Raw genomic sequence first — 21,582 nt, 5'->3', positions numbered from 1 at the left:
GGAGCTGCGCATCAAAAGCAGCCAACCTCTCACTCTGACCTGCCCCACATGTTAAGCTAAATTTATGTTAGCAAAATGCAACATAAACTATTAAAACCACAGAAATGCGAATATACCTAAATTTAAGTAGCAGAAATTTGATGTGATCGATTGTTTTTCCTTTTAATTATCGAGTAAAACCTGTTTGTGCAAGATAAAAGCACATTCTGCACACGATGGTAGTTATTGCTAACAATAAGAAGGTGTATGTTCTGATTAAAACATCATCACTCCAGGTTCGAACAGTGAGTGTTGGCGGATAACGGGCAGTAGGTAGGTTTTAGTGACTCTGGATTGAGGCGGGTGATTATATGCGACTCATGAGCGTAACCGTAGCTCGTTCAACTCAACGATGCCCTGATGACGGCTGAGCAGTTAGCAGTGATTTGAATACAGCACTAGGTTCGTGGATCAGCCTAAGCGAGCGGTATCCGAAACAAAATAAAATCGTCAGTTAGCGATAATATATCGACGTGGAGTTTAACCAAAGTTAATTGAAAATCAGGCAGGTAAAAACGCACCATCGCCGTTGGCGGGCAATAGTTCAAGGGGAAAAACAGGCTTGGAATAAAGCCCCCCCCCTAAGGGCACACACAGGCACACCCTTAGGGATTCGTTCCATTACAAGCTGCCTGCTTTGCATTAACAATGCCATCGCTCCATGGTACTAGTGCAATGTAAGCATTGAAGCAAACTGACGCAGGCACCTATTTCAGTCTATTGGCCTCTTGGCCACTGAGAAATCAGTAAGAGGTCTGTTGGGACTTCTCAGCTTGAATTCGCTGATAGATTTCCTCTCGGTGCACAGACACTTCTTTGGGGGCATTTACACCGATACGAACTTGGTTGCCTTTAACCCCTAGCACTGTAACTGTAACCTCATCGCCAATCATGAGAGTTTCACCAACTCGACGAGTCAGAATTAGCATTCTTTGCTCCTTGGAAGATTATAAAAAGCCGGGTTTTTCAGTTTCCCGCCATTATCCATTAAAACACAGTGAGGACCCATGTCAGGAACTCGCAACATGCAAGCAGACCTAGGCTCACTCCAGACTAAGGATAAGTTTAGCCGACCTGAAAAACTTTGTTCCCGAAATTGTACTCACATTGTATGTGCTCAGCACAAAAACGCCATAACCCACAACGGATTATGGCATGATTAGTACTATTTATTTATGTTCACAGCCTTGAAGTCAGCCATGCTTCTACACTGCTTAATGCTGCAGGCAAGGCGCTAACATCCATCCCTCCGGCCATGGCCATATCAGGGCGTCCCCCTCCTTTGCCGCCAACCTGTTGAGCAAGATCACTGACCAAGTCTCCGGCTTTTATCCGATTGGTCAGATCTTTAGTAACACCCACAATCAGGCTAACCTTACCCTCGGATACTGTTGCCAAAACAATCACTGCTGACCCGAGTTGATTTTTAAGGTCATCAACCATGGTGCGCAGCATCTTCGGTTCAACATTATCCAACTGACTCACCAACAAGCTAACTCCGGCAACGATCTGGGTTTTGTTGGTCAGTGCAGCACTCGTCTGTGCAGCCTGCTGATCTTTTAGCTGTTGCAACTCTTTTTCCAAACTACGCGTGTGCTCTAACACCGCACGCAGTTTGTCGCCGAGATTATTGCTGTCACTCTTCAATAAAGATGCAATATTGTGTAACAAATCATTTTGCCAATGCAAGCTGGTTATCGCTGCTTCGCCAGTTACCGCCTCAATACGTCGAATACCGGCAGCGGTGCCAGATTCACTCTGAATACGGAACAGGCCAATATCACCGGTACGCTGCGCATGTGTACCACCGCACAACTCCAGTGAAAACTGCCCGATGGTTAACACGCGCACTTGCTCATCATACTTCTCGCCAAACAATGCCATAGCGCCTTTCTGCTTCGCGGCATCGAGTGTCATCATGTCAGTTTCGATGACCAGATTGTGGCGGATCTGCTGATTGACTAACAGCTCTACCGCACGGATCTGCTCGGCTTTCATTGCTTCCGGGTGGGCAAAATCAAAACGTAAATATTGATCACTGACCAAAGATCCCTTCTGTACCACATGTGGCCCTAGGATCTGGCGCAACGCAGCATGTAACAAATGCGTCGCTGAATGATTACGCCGTATCCGCTCACGGCGCTCAATATCGATCACAGCCTCAACTGAATCACCCAGTTTCAAGCAACCTTGTGATAGCTGACCTTGATGACCGATCGCCTGAGCATACTTCTGTGTGTCATGGACACTAAACTCAATACCCGCAGCTTTCAGCACGCCTTGATCGCCAATCTGGCCACCTGATTCGGCATAAAATGGGGTTTCTGCCAGCACAACCAGTGCGTCTTCACCGGCATTGATCTGCTCCACCGGCTGACCGTTACGGAACAGTGCTAATACGTTGGTTCGCTGTTGCTGATGATCATAGCCACTGAATTTGCTGTCACAGTCGACACGGATCATGCTGTTATAATCAGCAGCAAAACCACTCGCCTGACGTGCGCGATTGCGTTGTGCTTCCATCGCGTGTTCAAAGCCCTGTTCATCCACTTTCAGACCACGTTCACGGCAGACATCAGCAGTGAGGTCAACTGGGAAGCCATAGGTATCATAGAGACGGAACGCTACTTCCCCAGCCAGAGTATCACCAGACAATTTAGCCAGTTCATCATCTAACAGTGCCAAACCACGCTCTAGCGTGCGAGCAAACTGCTCTTCTTCACCTTTTAACACCTGCTCGACCTGCACCTGCTGGCGTTTCAGTTCATCAGCGGCAGACCCCATCACCTCAATGAGTGGCGCTACCAGTTTGTAGAAGAACGGCTCTTTTGCGCCAAGCATGTTACCGTGACGAATCGCTCGGCGGATGATACGCCGCAATACATAACCACGATTCTCATTGGAAGGTATCACACCATCGGCAATCAGGAAGGCACATGAACGGATATGGTCGGCGATGACACGTAGCGATTTGTTATTAACATCACTGCTACCTGTCAAGCTGGCGATGGCCGCAATCAAAGTACGGAACAGATCGATGTCGTAATTGGCGTTGACATGCTGTAGCACAGCAGCAATACGTTCTAGCCCCATACCGGTATCAACCGAAGGTTTCGGTAGCGGCAACATGCTGCCGTCCGCTTGACGGTTGAACTGCATAAAAACGACATTCCAGATCTCAATATACCGATCACCGTCCTCTTCTGGACTGCCCGGCGGACCACCCCAGAGATGATCACCATGATCGTAGAAAATCTCAGTGCAAGGACCACATGGACCTGTATCACCCATCTGCCAGAAATTATCAGAGGCAAACGGTGCGCCTTTGTTATCGCCAATACGAATGATGCGTTCTGCCGGCACCCCGATCTGATGGTGCCAGATGTCAAAAGCTTCATCATCTGTCTGATAAACAGTAACCCATAGTCTCTCTTTAGGAAGATTAAACCAGTTTTCACTGGTCAGTAGTTCCCAAGCATAGCTGATCGCTTCCTGTTTGAAGTAATCACCAAAACTGAAGTTACCGAGCATCTCAAAGAAAGTGTGATGCCGTGCGGTATAACCGACATTTTCCAGATCATTATGCTTACCACCGGCACGCACACAACGCTGCGAAGTCGCTGCCCGCAGGTAGTTTCGTGTATCCAAGCCAAGGAAAACGTCCTTGAACTGGTTCATTCCGGCATTAGTAAACAGTAATGTCGGATCATTGTTGGGTATCAGAGAGCTACTAGCAACAATCTGATGACCTTTACTGTGAAAAAAATCGAGAAACGCTTGCCGGATCTCAGCGGTGCTCTTGCTCATAATGTACCCAAAAAGGCTAGAGTAACAACCCGTGAGCGAGAAGTACGACATCCTGCCGCGATCATCCTCTCTGGCTCACGAACTAATTGTGGGGGATAAGATAAGTTTTCTTGGATGGGAAGTAAAACACCACGTGCATTGGTGAGGCAAAATTAGCTAAATTTTCGCGTTCAGGCGGTTGTCTAGACTTAATAACCGCCTGCTGAGCAGATAAAAAAGTACACTTTCTCAATAAAGCAAGGTTAGTAGGGCAAGGTAGATGCGACAACTCACCGATCGCACAACCCTGCTCACCACCCTGAATTAAAACTCTTCGTCCATTTCCACTTCATGCTCATCGTCGGCAAGTGCGTTTGCCGCTGGCGCAGCCTGCCCATTGCCACTTAGCAGCAGTTCACGCAGTTTTTTATCCAGTTCTGCCGCCACTGCTGGATTCTCTTTCAAAAAGTTACAGGCATTAGCTTTACCCTGGCCAATCTTCTCACCATTGTAGCTGTACCAAGCACCTGCTTTTTCGATCATCTTATGCTTCACACCGAGGTCGACCAGTTCACCACGGCTATTGATCCCTTCGCCATACAGGATTTGAAATTCAGCCTGTTTAAACGGCGCCGCCACTTTGTTTTTTACCACTTTAACGCGGGTTTCACTGCCGATCACCTCTTCGCCCTCTTTGATAGAGCCGATACGGCGGATATCCAGACGAACAGAGGCATAGAATTTCAATGCGTTACCACCGGTTGTGGTCTCTGGGTTACCAAACATGACACCGATTTTCATCCGGATCTGGTTGATAAAGATCAGCAGGGTATTGGCATTCTTCAGGTTGCCGGCCAATTTACGCATCGCCTGGCTCATCATCCGAGCCGCCAATCCCATATGCGAATCACCAATTTCACCCTCAATTTCCGCTTTCGGCGTCAAAGCAGCCACTGAGTCGACAATAATCACATCCACAGCACCTGAGCGTGTTAACGCATCACAGATTTCCAGCGCTTGCTCACCGGTATCGGGTTGAGAGCAAAGAAGATTATCAATATCTACGCCAAGCTTTTTAGCATAAACAGGATCTAACGCATGTTCAGCATCAATGAAGGCACAAGTTTTACCTTCACGCTGTGCAGCAGCAATCACCTGTAATGTCAGGGTAGTCTTACCAGAGGACTCCGGGCCATAAATTTCAACGATCCGCCCCATTGGCAAACCACCTGCCCCCAACGCAATATCCAGTGAGAGCGAGCCAGTAGAGATAGTCTCCACATCCATTGAGCGATCCTCGCCCAGACGCATAATCGAGCCTTTACCAAATTGCTTCTCAATCTGCCCTAACGCCGCAGCCAATGCTTTTTGCTTGTTCTCATCAATCGCCATATGTTGTTCCTCTCTATCATCGCGCGCCACTTTGCCTGAGGTGATCATGGGTGACATTACTGCACCGTAGTTTGCAAACTGTGGGTGATATGCTGTTGTTCAAAAATTAGTGTGATTATACTGTATAACAATACAGTATCAAGCCTGTTTTATAAAAATTCACTCAACACAGTTTTTATTGCAAAAACAACAGCTTGATTGCGAACCGCTTGACGATCACCACTAAACTGCTGTTTATAGGACACAACATGCCCGCTACTGTTGGCAAAACCAAACCATACCGTACCGACAGGTTTCTGTTCGCTGCCGCCGCCTGGCCCAGCGATGCCACTGACCGCAATTGCCAGATCAGCCTTTGCCGCTGTAAGCGCACCTAACGCCATCTGGCGTACCACCGCTTCACTCACTGCACCATACTGCTCCAACAACTGTGCAGGGACAGACAATAACTGCTGTTTTGCTGCATCGCTGTAAGTGACAAACGCACGATCAAAATAGGCTGAACTACCGGCAATCTCGGTGATCGCTTGTGCTACCCCACCTCCAGTACAGGACTCTGCGCAGGTGATCCAGCGCTGAGAGGCAAGCAACTTTTCGCCAAGTCTAGTACTGAGTGCGTGTAGAGTGTCAGTTGTCATCTGTTACCTCTTAAATTAGGGTGACCAAGGCCAGATTTACTGTGAAGCACCAGCCTGAACAGGTACCGATTGATTTACTGGCTATATGCCGTTACGCGATAAAATTATCAAGATCTGGTGATTATTCTGATGCTAAAATGTGCAGCATCTCGCAGTAATATCGCACTATACTGCGACCAAACTGCCACTATTTCATAGTAGCGACTATGCTGATAGCGTCACAGATACCATGTCAGATAACTTGTTCAGCCAGCTACTGCGCTTAGAAAAAAACAGGATGTCCGAGTGAAAAAAACCTTAGGCGTGTTCTTTCCACTGTATAGCACTACCTTACTGATGTTGTTGGGCGCCGGGTTGCTCACCACCTACATCTCATTGCGGTTAACGCAGATCAATATCAGTGGTGCGATGATCGGTGCCATCATCGCTGCCAACTATATCGGCTTGGTGATCGGCGGCAAGGTTGGCCATTTTCTGATTGCACGGGTTGGCCATATCCGCGCCTATGTTTCTTGTGCTGGTATCATTACCGCTGCGGTACTGGTGCATGGTCTCACCGAATATCTACCCGTCTGGATCGGATTACGCTTCATTACCGGTCTATGCATGATGTGCCAATATATGGTGCTGGAGAGCTGGCTCAATGACCAATCAGAATCAAATCAGCGTGGCATGGTATTTGGTTTCTATATGGCAGCCTCTTATCTTGGGCTGGCTCTCGGGCAGGCAGTCTTGGTGTTGCAGAGCAGCATTGGCATCAATACCTTAATCATCATTGCACTATTCTTTGCGCTCTGTCTGGTGCCAATCGCACTCACCACTCGCACCAATGCGCGGCATATGTCCCCTGCGCCACTTGAGCTACGCTATTTTTTACACACTATTCCAAAAATTCTGCTGATTACTCTGCTGATCGGCATGGTGGTCGGCTGCTTTCATGGTTTGGCGCCCGTGTACGCCAGCCAACAGGCGCTCGACACCCAACAGACCGGGCTATTTATGTCCAGTGCTATCTTCGCTGGGCTGATTGCCCAGTTTCCACTGAGCTGGCTGTCTGATCGTTACAATCGGGCAAGGTTGATGCGCATCAATGCGCTATTGTTGATGATTGCAGCGATGCCTCTGGCGCTGCTGCCACATCTTGAATTCCGGATTTTACTGCTGGTAGGTTTTATCGTCAGTCTATTGCAGTTCACCCTCTATCCGCTGGTAGTGGCACTGGCCAACGACATGATCGAATCTGAACGCCGTGTTTCACTGGCAGCCTGCCTACTGATGGCATTTGGTATCGGTGCCAGTATCGGGCCGTTGATCGTCGGGGCATTGTTGGCTCCTTTAGGAGCCAATATGCTTTACGCCTTTTTTATTTTGTGCAGTTTACTGATCCTGCTATGCAGTGTCCGCCTACAACCGCACAGCACACAGCCGATTGCTGATGCGCCAGTACCGCACACTATCATGCCCGACAGTTTGGCCAGCTCACCGCTCTCTCCAGCACTCAACCCAGTACTGGATGAGCAGCTTATTCAAGAAAATATGTCACTCACAGCAGCAGAGCCTAGCCCTGCTGCTGTGCCAAACAATGCCGAAGTGGCAACAGAGCTGCCGCCTCGCCCACAGGGTGCTGATCCACAGGAAGAGACTGGTCTGAAAAAAGCCTACACCATGCTCTGATCATGCTCACATCAGCCTCAGTGGCGTGCTTTGTTGACTGCCTCACCCAGTTGCCACACGGCCATCGCGTAATGAACACTGCGGTTATAGCGCGTCAGCGTATAAAAATTGGGCAAACCGAACCAGTATTGGTAATCTTTGCCCATATCCAGCCGTAACAGGCTAACCTGCTGGCTGTTTTTCAGTGGCTGCTTCGGTTCCAGTCCTGCTGCTTTTAACTTCGCGACCGAATATTTGGTCTGATAGCCGCTCTCCAACTTCGGTGCTTTACCTCTGGCAGGCACCGCCACCAGCGCGCCTGGCTTCCAGCCATGCTCACGCAAGTAGTTAGCAACACTACCAATCGCATCGACTGGCTGCCACAAGTTAATCTGACCATCACCATCGAAATCGACAGCATAGCGTTTGATCGACGAAGGCATAAACTGTGGGTAGCCAACCGCACCGGCAAATGAACCTTGCCAAGAGAGCGGATCATCGCCCTGTTTGCGCGCCATCAGCAGAAAAGTTTCCAATTCGCCACTAAAAAATTCGGCGCGCCGAGGATAGTTAAACGACAAGGTCGACAGCGCATCAATCACACGAACATTACCAACCCTCTTGCCCCAGCGTGTTTCGACACCAATGATGCCGACAATAATCTCCGCTGGCACACCGTAAACCTTCTCAGCCCGAGCCAATACCGCCTGATGTTGCTTCCAGAACTGCACACCATTGTTGATATTGTCCGGTGTCAAAAAATTGTTGCGATAACGCACCCAGGCTCCGTTCGGGCCGGGCGTATCGGCACCCGGTGCCTGCTTATCCATCAGTTGGATCAATCGCTCCAAGTGCTTTGCCTCTGTCAACAACTGGTTAAGTTGTGAACGTTCAAAACTGTGCTTAGCCACCATCTGATCAATAAACGCAAGCGCCCTAGGATTATCAGCAAAGTCACCCGTTAACCGAGCGTTATCCTGCTGCCAGTGGGTCAAAATCTGTGGTACCTGCTCCAGCTCATCGGCACTGCTCGGTTGAACATTCACGACGCTCTGTTCAGCGACCACCATCTGATTGTGCGCATCTGGCTCAGCGGCACAGGCGACCAGGGAAAAAAACATCGGGAAAAGCGTAACGAGGTAGCGCATTGGGTATCCATAAAAACCGGTTAAAAGGGAATTTCTTTAAAATTAAAGTACTGCACACCATCAGTAACTGGCAACTGAATATTCAGACAAAAGCATAGCTATTTTTCATCTATAAACAAACTGATGGCGATTGGTGTCTACATAGCATCCACCCGATGATCATAGCATCTATACTTATTACTCACACCGTGGATGAAATATACATCTACCACACAAATAAACCACGAGATATAATGCTATGAATCAACTTCCTGCACAAGAACCACCACGCCGAATGCTACTAAAACGTACCGCTGCCCTCTCGGTGTTGGGGCTTACTGGTATTGCCGGTTTTAGTGCCCCTTCCCTGACCTTCGCCGCTGCCATGACCAAAGAGCAGCGCGATAGCATGACACCTGATCAGATCATCGAAAGTTTCAAGCAAGGCAACTTAAGATTTCGCCAAGGCAAAATGCAACAACATGATTACCTAGCACAAAAGCAATCTAGCCGTGAAGGACAGTTCCCCACTGCGATTATTTTAAGCTGCATTGATTCCCGCGCACCGGCTGAAATCCTACTTGATGTGGGTATTGGGGAAACCTTCAACGCACGCGTTGCCGGTAACGTACAAAACAGCGATATTCTTGGCAGCATGGAGTTTGCCTGTGCGGTTGCCGGTGCCAAAGTAATCTTAGTCATGGGACACACGTCTTGTGGTGCAGTGAAAGGTGCCATCGACAGTGCAAAACTGGGCAACCTAACTACATTACTGCGCAGATTGAAACCGGCGATTGATAAAACGGTTTATAAAGGCGATCGCAGTGCCAGTAATTACGACTTTGTTGATGCGGTAGCAAAAACCAATGTCATGCTCACACTGGAAGATATCCGCCAGAAAAGCCCAGTACTGAAGAAATTAGAACAAGAAGGCAAACTAAAACTGGTCGGCAGCATGTACCATCTGAATGGCGGCAGGGTAGAATTTTTCTAGCCACACAGATTAATCGGTTCGCTGTGTCTGAAGCGAGTGACACTCACCTAGGCACAGCGGCCACCTTAGTTAACCCAAGAGCCGCAGTTGCAACCAATCACAGATCTGCGATAACGCGGTATCAAAGCTCTGATAAACCGGCTTACGCGGAATAGCCAGCAATTTGCCCTGCATCGAAGAGAGTGCAATCAGTTGTGATTCCTCCTTCGGGCTTAACGGATCGCCCTGCCAGTAAGCAGAAAGCATTGGTGTCGGGCAGCGTCGTCCTAGCAACCCCTGATTTTTTAACGAATAGCGGCTTAGCTCGGCAGCCAGCACCCGATCAGAAGCGTTATACATTCCCATACGACTAGCGATTACATCCATATACATATCAGGTACCTGCTGTTGTGTCTGCAACCCGCACAACAGATGATGCACCAACGGTCCAACGCAAGCCACAGCACGCAGACGTGACGACTCCAAATAGGCCAAACGAACAGCAACATTAGCGCCAAAGCGCACACCAAACGCCGCCAAACGGCAGTGGTCAACCCAAGGTATCTCCGCCAATTGCCTCACCACCTGTTGATGCAAAAAACTGGAATCCTGAGTCAATTTCCAACGATGTGAAGCACCAATCGAAGGCATATCAAGCGTTAGCATGGCGATGCCACGCGGTGCCAGATAATCACGAAACAGACGCAAATAGTCGGTCTGTAGCGTATCCAAGCTGCCACACATCAACACGGTAGCAAAAGGTGCCTGCTGTTGTTCAGGCAGATGCAGAAAACCATTGACGGCACGGCCAGTTTCAATCGGAAACGGGATTTTCTTGAGTTGATAAGGCAGTAACCGAGCTGCCTCTTCATAGGCACGATTGGCAAACGTTTCGGCACGCTCGGCCAAACCGTCACCCTTAAGATGGGGATAACCGGCCAAGCTGTAGAGATTGGCCGCATTTAACCAATACTCACCACCCAACCGCGCATCCTGCTGCTGCAACGCACGCTGCTGCCAACGCATTCCCTGACACACCCACTCATAGATCCAGTTACCATTACGGTAACCCACCACCGTATCCAACAAGTGCGCCTGGCTATGCTCAGCCCCCGAAGCGGCAATACGTGACAACACTTCGCGCATCTCTACCGGATCGATACCGCGCCAAGTCCATAACAGATGGTTCAGCATTCGATACCAGTTCCCAGCGCTGCCCCCTTCGAGCGTAGTGTGCATATCACCACTCACTGCATGATGCACTCGCGTCACCAACGTCGAGGTTTCAACATGCTTCAACGAAGGCTTGAACAACAGTTCTGAAAGGTTGGTTTCCGTCATATCACCTGCACCCAGAGCACCCCTTTGAACGTGGATCGCTGTTGCCAATTAGCTTCATGCGGCCCGTTATTATGCACACTCAAGCCAACTCAGCGGCATTGACGATGCTGGTAACTTAACGCCCGCCAATCGGTGGAACGAAAGTCACCGCCATATCCCACGGCTGCTCGATCCAAGTATCCTGAGGAATATCGACCACGTAATCATCCACTAGCGAACGCCCAGCCGGCTTGGCAAAAATGGTGACAAAATGCGCTTTCGGATACATGGTACGGATCGCTTTTGCCGTACCTCCGGTATCGACCAGATCATCAACCACAATGAAACCTTCACCATCACCCGGAGCCTGCTTGAGCACTTTCATCTCACGTTGGCTATCATGATCATAACTAGAGATGCAGACGGTATCGACGTAGCGAATACACAACTCGCGCGCCAGTAACGAAGCGGGAACCAAACCACCACGGCTAACGGCAATGATGCCTTTCCACTGACTAGCCGGTAGCAGGCGATGAGCCAATTTGCGCGCATGGATCTGCAGCATATCCCAGGTAACAACGTATTTTTCGCTCATAAAATGGTGTCCAAGCCAACAAAAAATGCGACTGATTCAGTCATTGGAAAAAAGGTTGCGCGAGATTATAGAGATTGCTGACGCCGAATACCAGTTGCAGCGCAACGTTGCTGCCCATTTCGTACTGCGCGCACAGCAGCAAACTGGCAATATTTTGTCCTGTCTACTGTGATAAAAGGTTGCACAGGCAGCAGAATAACGTGATAGGCTTCGCTGTTATGCCATTCCTGGAACTGATAAAGAGAGTTTTTTAATCTATGCCCAGCAAACTGTTTAAGGAGAGTGCTGATGTCTGAACTATCACAACTTTCACCACAACCCCTGTGGGATATTTTCGCCGAAATCTGTGCCATCCCGCACCCTTCCTACCATGAAGAAGCATTAGCACAACACATTGTTGACTGGGCAAAACGCCGCAAACTCGATGTTGAACGCGATCAGGCTGGTAATATTTTGTTACGCAAAGCGGCCACCTCCGGCATGGAACAGCGCAAACCGGTCGCATTACAGGCTCACCTTGACATGGTGGCCCAAAAAAACCGCGACACAGTACACGACTTTACCCGCGATCCGATCCAGCCTTACGTTGATGGTGAATGGGTCGCCGCACGCAATACCACTCTGGGCGCTGATAATGGCATTGGCATGGCCTCGGCACTGGCCGTTCTCGCTGCTGACGATCTAGCCCATGGCCCACTGGAAGTACTACTGACCATGACCGAAGAAGCTGGCATGGAAGGGGCGTTTGCATTACAACCCAACTGGCTGCAAGCGGAAATTTTGATCAATACCGATGCCGAAGAAGAGGGCGACATCTATATGGGTTGCGCCGGAGGCATTGACGTAATCACCACCTTAGCGCTACAACGCGAAGCACTGCCAAGCGATTATCAGGTCTTTAGCCTAACCCTCAGCGGGTTAAAGGGCGGCCACTCAGGGATTGCCATTCATCATGGCCTAGGCAATGCCAATAAACTATTAGCTCGCCTGCTGTTTGCCATCAGCGAAACAGTGGATCTGCGCTTGCTTAACCTGAATGGCGGCACGTTGCGTAACGCCATCCCACGTGAAGCTTCAGCAGAAATTGCAATCCCGAAAAACAGCCAATCCGCACTACAACAGCAGGTAGATCACTACCTCAGCACACTGAAAAATGAATTGGCTGCCAAAGAACCAAACCTGCGGCTAACACTAACTGCACAGATTTCCAGTACCCCGGCATTAACAGCCGAATGCCAGAAACGCCTACTTGCACTGCTTAACAGCACACCAAACGGTGTCATCCGCATGAGTGATAGCGTGCCAGGCGTGGTCGAAACCTCACTCAATCTCGGTGTGGTCAGCAGCGATGCCAACCAAGTGCAACTTTTTTCACTAGTACGCTCACTGATCGACAGTGGCAAACAGGCAGTAGTAGAAACCTTGACCGCTCTCGGGCAATTGGCAAACGCCAGCGTCATCAGCAAAGGCAGCTACCCCGGTTGGCAACCCGATGCCACTTCACCGGTAATGAGTCTGACACAGCAAACCTATCAACAACTGTTTAATCGCACCGCGAATATTATGGTGATCCACGCTGGCCTTGAGTGTGGGCTGTTCAAAACCCCTTATCCTCAACTGGATATGGTCTCTATCGGCCCGACGATCGTTGCGCCACACTCCCCTGGTGAACGGGTACATATTGCCAGCGTTGCCAAATATTGGGCGTTACTCACGGCACTGCTTGCCGCTATTCCTGAACGGAAATAACCGAATCTGTCGCGTAATGACAATATTTTAGTAATCTGATTATAAGTAATTAAGCATAATTACCAAAAAAAATGATTATTAACAGATAATATCGTCAACAAAGAGTTAGCATAGGATTAAAGTTAGTGTAAAACAGCAAGATAACGCTTGCAGAACCCAGTGATATATGTAGAATAGCGCCCGATTTGTCAGGAGAACTCATGAAGAACGCTTATTGTCCTTTATCCCCTTTGCGACAAAACTGCCTCTACGCAGGCAGTTGGCATTCATTGTTTCTGCTGTACACCCTGTTTGATATTCAAGCCCCTCTTTGAGGGGTTTTTTTTTGCCCATAACATAGCCAAGCCCGTACTAAGGGCGATAAGTTGAGGAGAGTGAAGATGGCCAATCCGCTGTATCGCAAGAACATCATCTCAATTAATGATCTCAGTCGTGATGAGCTAGAGCTGGTACTCAATACCGCTAGCCGCCTCAAAGCCAAGCCGCAACCTGAGTTGCTAAAACACAAAGTGATCGCCAGTTGCTTTTTTGAAGCATCGACCCGCACCCGGCTCTCGTTTGAAACGGCGATGCACCGCTTGGGGGCGTCGGTGGTCGGTTTTTCTGATGGCAGCAACACCTCACTGGGCAAAAAAGGCGAAACCCTCGCTGATACCATTTCGGTGATCAGTACCTATGTTGATGCGATTGTGATCCGCCACCCGCAAGAGGGTGCATCTCGTTTAGCCGCTGAATTTTCTACCGGCGTCCCGATCCTTAACGCCGGCGATGGTTCCAACCAGCACCCGACACAAACCGTGCTTGATCTGTTCACCATCGCTGAAACCCAAGGGCGACTGAACAATATCAATATCGCTATGGTAGGAGATCTCAAATATGGTCGCACCGTACACTCATTAACTCAGGCACTGGCGAAATACAGTGGCAACCACTTCTTCTTTATTGCACCAGAAGCACTGGCAATGCCGAGTTACATATTAAAAATGCTCGAAGAGAAACGAATTTCCTACAGCCTGCATAGCAATATTGAGGAAGTGATACCTGAACTGGATATTCTTTATATGACCAGAGTCCAGAAAGAGCGTCTTGATCCCTCTGAATATGCCAACGTAAAAGCACAATTTATTCTACGGGCTTCTGATCTGGCGGCCGCACGCAGCAATATGAAAGTACTACACCCACTGCCACGTATTGATGAGATCGCTTATGAGGTGGATAAAACACCCCACGCCTACTATTTCCAGCAGGCGGGTAATGGCATCTACGCCCGTCAGGCACTACTGGCTCTGGTATTAAACGCAGATTTAGATCTTTAAGTAAGGGGTAAGCGCCATGACTCACGATAACAAACTGCAAGTTGAAGCCATCAAATGCGGCACAGTGATTGACCATATTCCAGCCCAAGTTGGCTTTAAGCTACTGTCTCTGTTCAAACTGACAGCGACTGATCAACGTATCACCATCGGGTTAAATCTGCCTTCGCGTGAATTAGGGCGCAAAGATTTGATCAAAATCGAGAACACCTTTCTCACCGAACAGCAGGCTAACCAGTTAGCGATGTACGCGCCCAAAGCGACTGTCAACCGTATCGACAACTACGAAGTGGTGCGCAAGCTCACCCTGAGTCTGCCGGATCATATCGATGGTGTGCTAACCTGCCCAAACAGCAACTGTATCAGCCGTAGTGAACCCGTCACTTCGCGCTTTAGCGTGAAATCGCATGCTGGCGAAGTGCATTTAAAATGTCGTTATTGTGAGAAAGAGTTTGAACACCAAGTGGTATTGCAGGCAGACTAGTCAAGTCCGCTGCCTGGGCGTAGCACTGTTGAGCCGGTAAGTTGCCTCGCCTTAAAGAGCGGTTTGCTACCTATCATATTACTGATGCGGTTGTTAACAGAAATTAGCAATCGCCTGTTAAACAAGGAGAAAGCAATGTCACGTAGTATCAGCACTGAAAATGCCCCAGCCGCTATTGGCCCGTATGTGCAAGGTGTCGATCTCGGCAACCTGGTTTTCACTTCTGGCCAGATCCCTATCAACCCGAAAACAGGTAACGTCCCAGACGATGTTTCTGCGCAAGCACGCCAGTGTCTGGAGAATGTGAAAGCTGTGGTTGAAGCGGCTGGTTTGAAAGTCTCTGATATCGTTAAAACCTCTGTATTTGTTAGCGACCTGAACGATTTTGCTACTGTCAACGCAACTTACGAAGCGTTCTTCAAAGAGCACAACGCCTCGTTCCCTGCACGTTGCTGCATTGAAGCGGCACGTTTGCCGAAAGATGTTAAAATCGAAATTGAAGCGATCGCTGCTCGCCGCTAACCGCCCCTGAAAAAGAAGGTCAACAACCCATCTCGCCGGTTGTTGATTTTCCTGCTTAGAAAACCAGCATCTGATGATTGGATGCTGGATCTACGCGCAAAAACTAACGTATAATCGCCGCCACGGCCCCTTAGCTCAGTGGTTAGAGCAGTCGACTCATAATCGATTGGTCCCCCGTTCAAACCGGGGAGGGGCCACCAAATTTTACCCAATTTATCATCGTGTTAAGCCACCTTTAAAGGTGGTTTTTTTGTTGGTTTAACTGTCAATGTCCCCTTTTTGTCCCCTCATAAGAAAGCATCATTTTGATAAAAATATAAAAAAACAAACTGCACAGATGCGCTGGCAAAGATGGCTTTTTTATTGGCTATTTTTAGTGTGGCGATAAAATGGCGGTAGAAATTTTTTCAAGACTCCTGACGGACTGTAAGTGACAACTCTCCTGCCACAGGGGCCAGGCTCTGTCTCTACCTATAGTCATCTCTACCAGCTTCATCTGTAGAGCTTGTGACTGTATCACTTACAGTTTTCATACTGGTGCATAAACCCAACCAAGCCGCGTCAGTACTGAAGCGACATAGCAAAAACCACCTGCTAGCAATCATGCGAATTCATGTAGCACAGTTATACACTTAACATTAATCCAAATAAAAAAGGCACCTGTAGAGGGTGCCTTTCACTGTTTCAGTTCTGAGTTTAACAAGCAATACGCTCCCGTTCACACTTTTGAGACGCTTTTGGGACAATTGAAGCGTTTCGGCGCTGCATGACCTTAGCAATACTCCTCAAGATAGACGGCGATGCATTGAGAATACGCACATGTTGCAACACCGTATCAACACCAAATTTAATCACCAATACACCAAAAATTTCATCAGAGTAAGACTCAGAAACAGAATAGACATCGCTCAAATCAATATGAGCCATATCACCATTCCTAATAACTGCTTCGATCTTATGCCGTTGTATCACACCTTGGGCACGTGAAGCTAGATCACCTTCGGGTAGCCTATACACTATCTTTTTCATACCCTCCTCCTAAAGCTCGCATAAATTCATTGAGTTGCGAATCATTTTCCTCATTGGTATCCTTATCTACCTCTACTATCAGTTCATTAATCTTGAAACGACACGAGATTGCTACTCCCTTCCACTCGCTGTCTAATGCCTCGTAGCTAACTTTATCACCTTGTGCTTCTAAGCATACATTGCCTGTAGCTAGTTGCAATTCTCCACTGTATTTTTTAACTAACTGCATGAGATGATACAACCCAAGCCCCTGATGATTATTATCTTTTTCCTTTATAGCCACTCCCTTACCGAACGTATTTCCACCTATATGACCCAGTGGTAGTCGCTGAGCCCAATCATCTTGCCGATCAGCATGTTTAGATGAGTTATTTTCTTGAATACACCATTCAATAGCTTCTTGATGGGTTTCTATACTAGGTATACCTGCACGTTTCAACTCACCCAAAAAGCCACAACCACAATCTGCCAATGAGAATTCAATATAATATTCTTCGTGTTTCGTATTTGGAACAGCACTTCGTTGAGCAAAAGAAAAACCAGTCGATTTACCATGTGACCATACATTATCATGTAGTTCTCCGATAACTTTTGTCAGTTCGTCAACACCTTGTACGCTTGCCGTTTTACCCTCAAGTACTAACTTTCTGATACAACTATTGATAGTACTGGTCGCATCATCAACAGATTCAACGTTTATTAATGGTGTTACTAAACTGTAATTTTCACCAACATTAAGCCGTTTTTTTGTATAATTATCTTCCCCCCATATGGCACCAAATAGATTGATGGCACTCATATAATCATTATTCGGTAATGAGCAATCTTCTTGCCTGATCCCATGATGGTTCACATAAGCCGCCAATACGGTAATGTATCCAGGCCTGTAATATTCATTGGCAAAAGTTATCTTGTCTTGTTTTCTTTCTTGCCACTGTGCCGTTTGCAAGATTGCGTGTTTCAATGCTAATGCCATTTACTTAACCTTTACTAAACATTTTGCTTATCATACAATCGAGAACACCTGATCGCAAAGCCATTCAGTAAATGGATCAAACCACAAATCTTAACAAAGACATGCCCACAATAGGACAATGTAGCAAAAACAATTACGCAAACGCATAAAGTACAAATAGGTAGCTATACATTTACCCGCCTATATCGTCGCTTCCCCTGTTTCACTTCAGTAACGTAGTTGAACAGTACAACAGCACACTCACCAAACATCATAGTAACGGATTATCATGCAAGATGATTCATGTAACTGCTTGTCCCAACCATCAGAGAAATGTAATTTTTTCTTATAAATTGACTTTGTAATTGCTGCCATCCGTGCTGGTAAGCGATTGCTACTATCAAGCAGTAATCATTACCCTTAATGTTAAACACTCCACACCGGTTTTTGAGAATATGGGCGTTTCAGTAGTGCGCCTTAATTTCAGTTGGATTACCTCGTCCTTGCACGCACCCTCACTTCATTACCACTCCTCAACGCATACCACAAAACCAAAGCAATCAGCCTATGTCCAGACACACAGGCTATAGCGCGACAGCAAGCCAGCTAGTTTTTCCCCCTCTCACTGCCTGACAACTGTTCGAGAGCGCGGGGAAACTGCCCTAAGTCAAAAGATTGAGTGCTAGCTACGCTTATAATCGCCGCGTTTTTTATCCCGCCACCAGTTCAGTTGCAGTGTCTGGTGAAGTCTTTCATCGCTTGTATCCGCTTGGTACGTAGCGAAATCAGGATTGCCTAATATGGAGTTGCTTTGCCCTGCTGGCAATTTACCAGCACTGAAAGCTGCGTTAGAAAATGGCGCAGATGCAGTTTATGTCGGCTTAAAAGATGATACCAACGCGCGTCATTTTGCCGGGTTGAATTTTACTGAACAGAAACTGCAACAGGCCGTTGACTATGTTCACCAGCAACGGCGTAAGTTGCATGTAGCAATCAATACGTTCGCTCACCCGGATGGATATCTACGTTGGCAGCGTGCGGTTGATATGGCTGCTCAAGCTGGCGCCGATGCGCTGATTCTGGCTGATCTGGCAATGTTGGAGTATGCCGCTGAACGTTATCCCGATATTGAACGCCATGTCTCGGTGCAAGCCTCTGCCACCAACGAAGAGGCAATCCGTTTTTACCAGCGCCATTTTGCCGTTTCGCGTGTCGTTTTGCCGCGCGTGTTGTCGATGCACCAGGTGAAACAATTGGCGCGTACCAGCCCAGTGCCGCTCGAGGTGTTTGCTTTCGGCAGCTTATGCATTATGGCTGAAGGTCGGTGTTACCTCTCTTCCTATCTGACCGGTGAATCACCCAATACCGTCGGTGCTTGTTCACCTGCACGCTTTGTGCGCTGGCAGCAGACCGCACAAGGGATGGAGTCGCGGCTGAATAATGTGTTGATCGACCGCTATCAGCCAGGAGAGAACGCCGGTTATCCGACGCTGTGTAAAGGGCGCTATCGAGTCGATGCGCAGATCTATCATCCACTGGAAGAACCCACCAGCCTTAATACACTGGCGCTGTTGCCGGAACTGATGGCTTGTAACATCGCCTCGGTGAAGATTGAGGGGCGACAACGTAGCCCAGCTTATGTCAGCCAGGTGGCGCGTGTTTGGCGTCAGGCGCTCGATCGCTGCCGTGCTGATCCAGCAGGTTATCAGCTTGATGCTGCCTGGATGCAGGCGTTAGCAGCAATTTCTGAAGGCACTCAGACTACGTTGGGTGCCTATCACCGTAAATGGCAGTAGGGGTAGCGCGTGAAATATGCACTTGGGCCAGTGCTCTATTACTGGCCAAAAAATGAACTGGATGCATTTTATCAGCAGGCAATCAGTAGCAGTGCCGATATTATCTATCTGGGCGAGAGTGTCTGCACCAAGCGGCGTGAGATGAAGGTGGCTGATTGGTTGGCATTAGCTCGCCAGGTTGCCGATAGCGGTAAGCAGGTGGTGTTATCAACGTTGGCGCTGTTACAGGCCCCTTCAGAGCTGCATGAGTTGCGGCGCTATGTCGAAAATGGTGAGTTTCTGATTGAAGCCAATGATCTGGCCGCAGTCAATATCGCCGCTGAACGTGGCTTGCCGTTTGTCGCAGGCCATGCGCTGAACTGTTATAACGCCTATACCCTGCGTCTGCTACATCGGCAAGGTATGGTGCGCTGGTGTATGCCGGTTGAGCTTTCTCGTGACTGGTTAGCCAGCCTGTTACAGCAGTGTGATCAGCTAGGTTTTCGTCAGCAGTTTGAGGTGGAAGTTTTTGCTTATGGTCATCTGCCGCTGGCTTACTCGGCACGCTGTTTTACCGCACGTTCCGAAGATCGTGCCAAAGATCAGTGTGAAACCTGCTGTATCAACTATCCACAGGGACGGCTTGTTCATTCACAGGAAAATCAACAGGTTTTTGTATTAAACGGCATTCAGACACTCAGTGGCTACTGCTACAACCTGGTGAATGAGCTGGTAGGAATGGAGCAGTTGGTTGATATTGTTCGCTTGTCCCCACAAGGGGTGCAAACACTGCCACTGTTCGATCAGTTCCGCGCCAACCAGCATGGTCAGCAGCCACAGCTATTGAGCGCTGGCAGTGAGTGCAATGGCTACTGGCGTCGGGTTGCTGGCTTAACATTGGCACCTTAAACAAAAAAATTTCTGATACCAATGCATTACATTAACGGGCGAGCGTTTATGCTCGCCGGTTAACCGCTTATTTCACGATAAAAGGCTGCACCGCTCAGAGCAAAAATGGGTGTAGCGAGGCATCTTTGCGATCCAGATAGTGGGTTGATCGAATGCGGCGGATGGTGCGTGATTTACCACGGATCAACAGTGTTTCTGTGGTGGCCATGTTTCCTTTACGCTGGATCCCTTCCAGCAGATCCCCTTTGGTGATGCCAGTGGCGGAGAAAATCACGTTGTCGTTACGTGCCATGTCGCCCAGTTTTAGCACTTCACCCGCGACGATCCCCATCTGTTGGCAACGTTCAAGCTCTTGTTCACCCAAGCGGCGATTCTCAGCATTGTCACCTTTGACATAATGACGTGGCAGCAGCATGGCTTGCATGTCGCCATCCAGTGCCCGGATCACCGCTGCGGAAATCACCCCTTCCGGTGCGCCACCAATGCCATACATGACATCGACTTCACTTTCCGGTAGACAGGTCAGGATTGAGGCGGCAACATCGCCATCGGGAATGGCAAAAACTTTCACGCCAATCTGCTGCATTTTTTTGATCACAATCTCATGGCGTGGCTTGGCCAACGTGATCACGGTCAGTTCCGACAGCGATTTACCCAGGCGATGGGCAACATTACGCAAGTTGGTGATCAACGGGAGTGACAGGTCGAGCACACCGCGTGCCTGTGGCCCTACCACCAATTTTTCCATATACATATCAGGCGCATGTAAAAACGCGTTGCGATCACCTACCGCCAAGACCGACAATGCGTTCGATTGTCCCATTGCTGTCATGCGCGTGCCTTCGATCGGGTCAACCGCGATATCAACCGCGTCACCGACGCCGGTTCCGACATTTTCACCGATGTAGAGCATTGGCGCTTCATCGATTTCACCTTCGCCGATCACAATTCGACCATCAATATCCACTTGGTTAAGCATCATGCGCATGGCATTCACTGCTGCACCATCAGCGGCATTTTTATCACCACGCCCCAACCATTTATAACCCGCCAGTGCTGCTGCTTCCGTTACGCGGGAAAATTCAATCGCCAATTCACGCTTCATGGCTAACCTGTTTATCATCAGAGAGGAAAAAAGATGGGCGGAGTTTATCACAACAAAACGTGCTCCAGCAGCGCCGAGAGCAGGATGGCGGGGGATAAATGATGCTGATTGAACTAACAGTCCATTCGATTAACGTGCGGTGAGTTGCTATTTTTGTCGCTGAAGGTTGCTTGAGATGGCTATCTACGACGTGTTCAGGCTGTTTTAGCGGCGTTGTC

At 48.6% G+C, this 21,582-nt stretch carries 18 protein-coding genes, 1 tRNA gene and 1 pseudogene; 9 read left to right on the top strand and 11 right to left on the bottom strand.

Features of this window, described 5'->3' with window-relative positions; translation table 11 throughout:
* Nucleotides 1-782 precede the first annotated feature (782 nt).
* From csrA to pncC, 4 genes are all read right to left on the bottom strand, one after another.
* Nucleotides 783-968, bottom strand: a complete 186-nt coding sequence (gene csrA, locus EOJ37_RS05815) for a carbon storage regulator CsrA (RefSeq protein WP_013574027.1) — start codon at nucleotides 966-968, stop codon at nucleotides 783-785.
* A gap of 250 nt (nucleotides 969-1,218) precedes the next feature.
* Nucleotides 1,219-3,846 (bottom strand): alanine--tRNA ligase, encoded by a 2,628-nt coding sequence (gene alaS / locus EOJ37_RS05810; RefSeq protein WP_127958787.1) that lies wholly within the window; start codon nucleotides 3,844-3,846, stop codon nucleotides 1,219-1,221.
* Between the two features lie 303 nt (nucleotides 3,847-4,149).
* Entirely contained in the window at nucleotides 4,150-5,217 is a 1,068-nt protein-coding gene (recA, locus tag EOJ37_RS05805; RefSeq protein ID WP_127958814.1) for a recombinase RecA, read from the bottom strand.
* A gap of 149 nt (nucleotides 5,218-5,366) precedes the next feature.
* Nucleotides 5,367-5,855 (bottom strand): nicotinamide-nucleotide amidase, encoded by a 489-nt coding sequence (gene pncC, locus EOJ37_RS05800; protein WP_127958785.1) that lies wholly within the window; start codon nucleotides 5,853-5,855, stop codon nucleotides 5,367-5,369.
* Between the two features lie 285 nt (nucleotides 5,856-6,140).
* Here pncC and EOJ37_RS05795 point away from each other — a divergent pair, with 285 nt between their 5' ends.
* Nucleotides 6,141-7,529 carry an MFS transporter gene (locus EOJ37_RS05795; RefSeq protein ID WP_127958783.1) on the top strand — a complete coding sequence of 463 codons (1,389 nt, stop codon included), beginning with the start codon at nucleotides 6,141-6,143 and terminating at the stop codon, nucleotides 7,527-7,529.
* Between the two features lie 17 nt (nucleotides 7,530-7,546).
* Here EOJ37_RS05795 and mltB read toward each other — a convergent pair whose 3' ends face one another.
* Entirely contained in the window at nucleotides 7,547-8,656 is a 1,110-nt protein-coding gene (gene mltB / locus EOJ37_RS05790; protein WP_127958781.1) for a lytic murein transglycosylase B, read from the bottom strand.
* 238 nt (nucleotides 8,657-8,894) lie between these two features.
* Here mltB and EOJ37_RS05785 point away from each other — a divergent pair, with 238 nt between their 5' ends.
* A complete protein-coding gene (locus tag EOJ37_RS05785; RefSeq protein WP_127958779.1) occupies nucleotides 8,895-9,629 on the top strand; it encodes a carbonic anhydrase in 735 nt (244 codons plus the stop codon).
* Nucleotides 9,630-9,698: 69 nt separating this feature from the next.
* Here EOJ37_RS05785 and frsA read toward each other — a convergent pair whose 3' ends face one another.
* Together frsA and gpt are read right to left on the bottom strand one after the other, a co-directional pair.
* The gene (frsA, locus tag EOJ37_RS05780) at nucleotides 9,699-10,949 is read right to left on the bottom strand and encodes an esterase FrsA (protein ID WP_127958777.1); all 1,251 of its coding nucleotides are present in this window, start codon (nucleotides 10,947-10,949) and stop codon (nucleotides 9,699-9,701) included.
* A 115-nt stretch (nucleotides 10,950-11,064) separates the two neighbouring features.
* Nucleotides 11,065-11,523: a xanthine phosphoribosyltransferase gene (gene gpt / locus EOJ37_RS05775; protein ID WP_127958775.1), complete on the bottom strand. Its 459-nt coding sequence runs from the start codon at nucleotides 11,521-11,523 to the stop codon at nucleotides 11,065-11,067.
* Nucleotides 11,524-11,811: 288 nt separating this feature from the next.
* On the opposite strand from gpt, the gene EOJ37_RS05770 reads away from it, so the two are divergent.
* The 5 genes from EOJ37_RS05770 to EOJ37_RS05750 all read left to right on the top strand — a co-directional run bounded on the left by EOJ37_RS05770 (nucleotide 11,812) and on the right by EOJ37_RS05750 (nucleotide 15,791).
* Nucleotides 11,812-13,272: an aminoacyl-histidine dipeptidase gene (locus EOJ37_RS05770; RefSeq protein ID WP_127958773.1), complete on the top strand. Its 1,461-nt coding sequence runs from the start codon at nucleotides 11,812-11,814 to the stop codon at nucleotides 13,270-13,272.
* Between the two features lie 380 nt (nucleotides 13,273-13,652).
* Nucleotides 13,653-14,588: an aspartate carbamoyltransferase gene (pyrB, locus tag EOJ37_RS05765; protein ID WP_127958771.1), complete on the top strand. Its 936-nt coding sequence runs from the start codon at nucleotides 13,653-13,655 to the stop codon at nucleotides 14,586-14,588.
* Between the two features lie 16 nt (nucleotides 14,589-14,604).
* Nucleotides 14,605-15,069 (top strand): aspartate carbamoyltransferase regulatory subunit, encoded by a 465-nt coding sequence (pyrI, locus tag EOJ37_RS05760; RefSeq protein ID WP_127958769.1) that lies wholly within the window; start codon nucleotides 14,605-14,607, stop codon nucleotides 15,067-15,069.
* A gap of 135 nt (nucleotides 15,070-15,204) precedes the next feature.
* On the top strand, nucleotides 15,205-15,591 hold the full coding sequence (ridA, locus tag EOJ37_RS05755) for a 2-iminobutanoate/2-iminopropanoate deaminase (RefSeq protein ID WP_127958767.1): 387 nt from the start codon (nucleotides 15,205-15,207) through the stop codon (nucleotides 15,589-15,591).
* A gap of 124 nt (nucleotides 15,592-15,715) precedes the next feature.
* Nucleotides 15,716-15,791, top strand: a tRNA-Ile gene (locus tag EOJ37_RS05750).
* 496 nt (nucleotides 15,792-16,287) lie between these two features.
* On the opposite strand, the gene EOJ37_RS05745 is transcribed toward EOJ37_RS05750, so the two are convergent.
* From EOJ37_RS05745 to EOJ37_RS05735, 3 genes and pseudogenes are all read right to left on the bottom strand, one after another.
* Nucleotides 16,288-16,620, bottom strand: a complete 333-nt coding sequence (locus EOJ37_RS05745; RefSeq protein WP_127958765.1) for an STAS-like domain-containing protein — start codon at nucleotides 16,618-16,620, stop codon at nucleotides 16,288-16,290.
* Complete coding sequence (locus EOJ37_RS05740) at nucleotides 16,601-17,596, bottom strand: hypothetical protein (RefSeq protein ID WP_127958763.1); 996 nt, start codon at nucleotides 17,594-17,596, stop codon at nucleotides 16,601-16,603. The genes EOJ37_RS05745 and EOJ37_RS05740 overlap by 20 nt, the downstream gene beginning before the upstream one ends.
* Before the next feature lie 266 nt (nucleotides 17,597-17,862).
* Nucleotides 17,863-18,066: pseudogene (locus EOJ37_RS05735) on the bottom strand (type II toxin-antitoxin system HigB family toxin); the annotation flags it as partial.
* 309 nt (nucleotides 18,067-18,375) lie between these two features.
* Here EOJ37_RS05735 and ubiU point away from each other — a divergent pair.
* Nucleotides 18,376-19,371, top strand: coding sequence for a ubiquinone anaerobic biosynthesis protein UbiU (gene ubiU / locus EOJ37_RS05730; RefSeq protein ID WP_127958761.1), 996 nt, complete (start codon nucleotides 18,376-18,378; stop codon nucleotides 19,369-19,371).
* Nucleotides 19,372-19,380: 9 nt separating this feature from the next.
* Nucleotides 19,381-20,259 (top strand): U32 family peptidase, encoded by an 879-nt coding sequence (locus EOJ37_RS05725; protein ID WP_127958759.1) that lies wholly within the window; start codon nucleotides 19,381-19,383, stop codon nucleotides 20,257-20,259.
* Nucleotides 20,260-20,353: 94 nt separating this feature from the next.
* Here the strand turns inward: EOJ37_RS05725 and glpX are convergent, their stop codons facing one another.
* Entirely contained in the window at nucleotides 20,354-21,364 is a 1,011-nt protein-coding gene (gene glpX / locus EOJ37_RS05720) for a class II fructose-bisphosphatase (protein ID WP_127958756.1), read from the bottom strand.
* Between the last annotated feature and the right edge of the window lie 218 nt (nucleotides 21,365-21,582).

The sequence above is a fragment of the Serratia microhaemolytica genome, assembly GCF_004011885.1.
Classification (GTDB): domain Bacteria; phylum Pseudomonadota; class Gammaproteobacteria; order Enterobacterales; family Enterobacteriaceae; genus Serratia_G; species Serratia_G microhaemolytica.
The sequence above is the reverse complement of the archived record's forward strand: the minus strand, read 5'-3'. Positions and strand labels throughout refer to the sequence as shown.

Coding starts and splice junctions, on each gene's coding strand:
- csrA (WP_013574027.1), bottom strand. CDS start 968: ATGCTAATTCTGACTCGTCGAGTTGGTGAAACTCTCATGATTGGCGAT.
- alaS (WP_127958787.1), bottom strand. CDS start 3,846: ATGAGCAAGAGCACCGCTGAGATCCGGCAAGCGTTTCTCGATTTTTTT.
- recA (WP_127958814.1), bottom strand. CDS start 5,217: ATGGCGATTGATGAGAACAAGCAAAAAGCATTGGCTGCGGCGTTAGGG.
- pncC (WP_127958785.1), bottom strand. CDS start 5,855: ATGACAACTGACACTCTACACGCACTCAGTACTAGACTTGGCGAAAAG.
- mltB (WP_127958781.1), bottom strand. CDS start 8,656: ATGCGCTACCTCGTTACGCTTTTCCCGATGTTTTTTTCCCTGGTCGCC.
- EOJ37_RS05785 (WP_127958779.1), top strand. CDS start 8,895: ATGAATCAACTTCCTGCACAAGAACCACCACGCCGAATGCTACTAAAA.
- frsA (WP_127958777.1), bottom strand. CDS start 10,949: ATGACGGAAACCAACCTTTCAGAACTGTTGTTCAAGCCTTCGTTGAAG.
- gpt (WP_127958775.1), bottom strand. CDS start 11,523: ATGAGCGAAAAATACGTTGTTACCTGGGATATGCTGCAGATCCATGCG.
- EOJ37_RS05770 (WP_127958773.1), top strand. CDS start 11,812: ATGTCTGAACTATCACAACTTTCACCACAACCCCTGTGGGATATTTTC.
- pyrB (WP_127958771.1), top strand. CDS start 13,653: ATGGCCAATCCGCTGTATCGCAAGAACATCATCTCAATTAATGATCTC.
- pyrI (WP_127958769.1), top strand. CDS start 14,605: ATGACTCACGATAACAAACTGCAAGTTGAAGCCATCAAATGCGGCACA.
- ridA (WP_127958767.1), top strand. CDS start 15,205: ATGTCACGTAGTATCAGCACTGAAAATGCCCCAGCCGCTATTGGCCCG.
- EOJ37_RS05745 (WP_127958765.1), bottom strand. CDS start 16,620: ATGAAAAAGATAGTGTATAGGCTACCCGAAGGTGATCTAGCTTCACGT.
- EOJ37_RS05740 (WP_127958763.1), bottom strand. CDS start 17,596: ATGGCATTAGCATTGAAACACGCAATCTTGCAAACGGCACAGTGGCAA.
- ubiU (WP_127958761.1), top strand. CDS start 18,376: ATGGAGTTGCTTTGCCCTGCTGGCAATTTACCAGCACTGAAAGCTGCG.
- glpX (WP_127958756.1), bottom strand. CDS start 21,364: ATGAAGCGTGAATTGGCGATTGAATTTTCCCGCGTAACGGAAGCAGCA.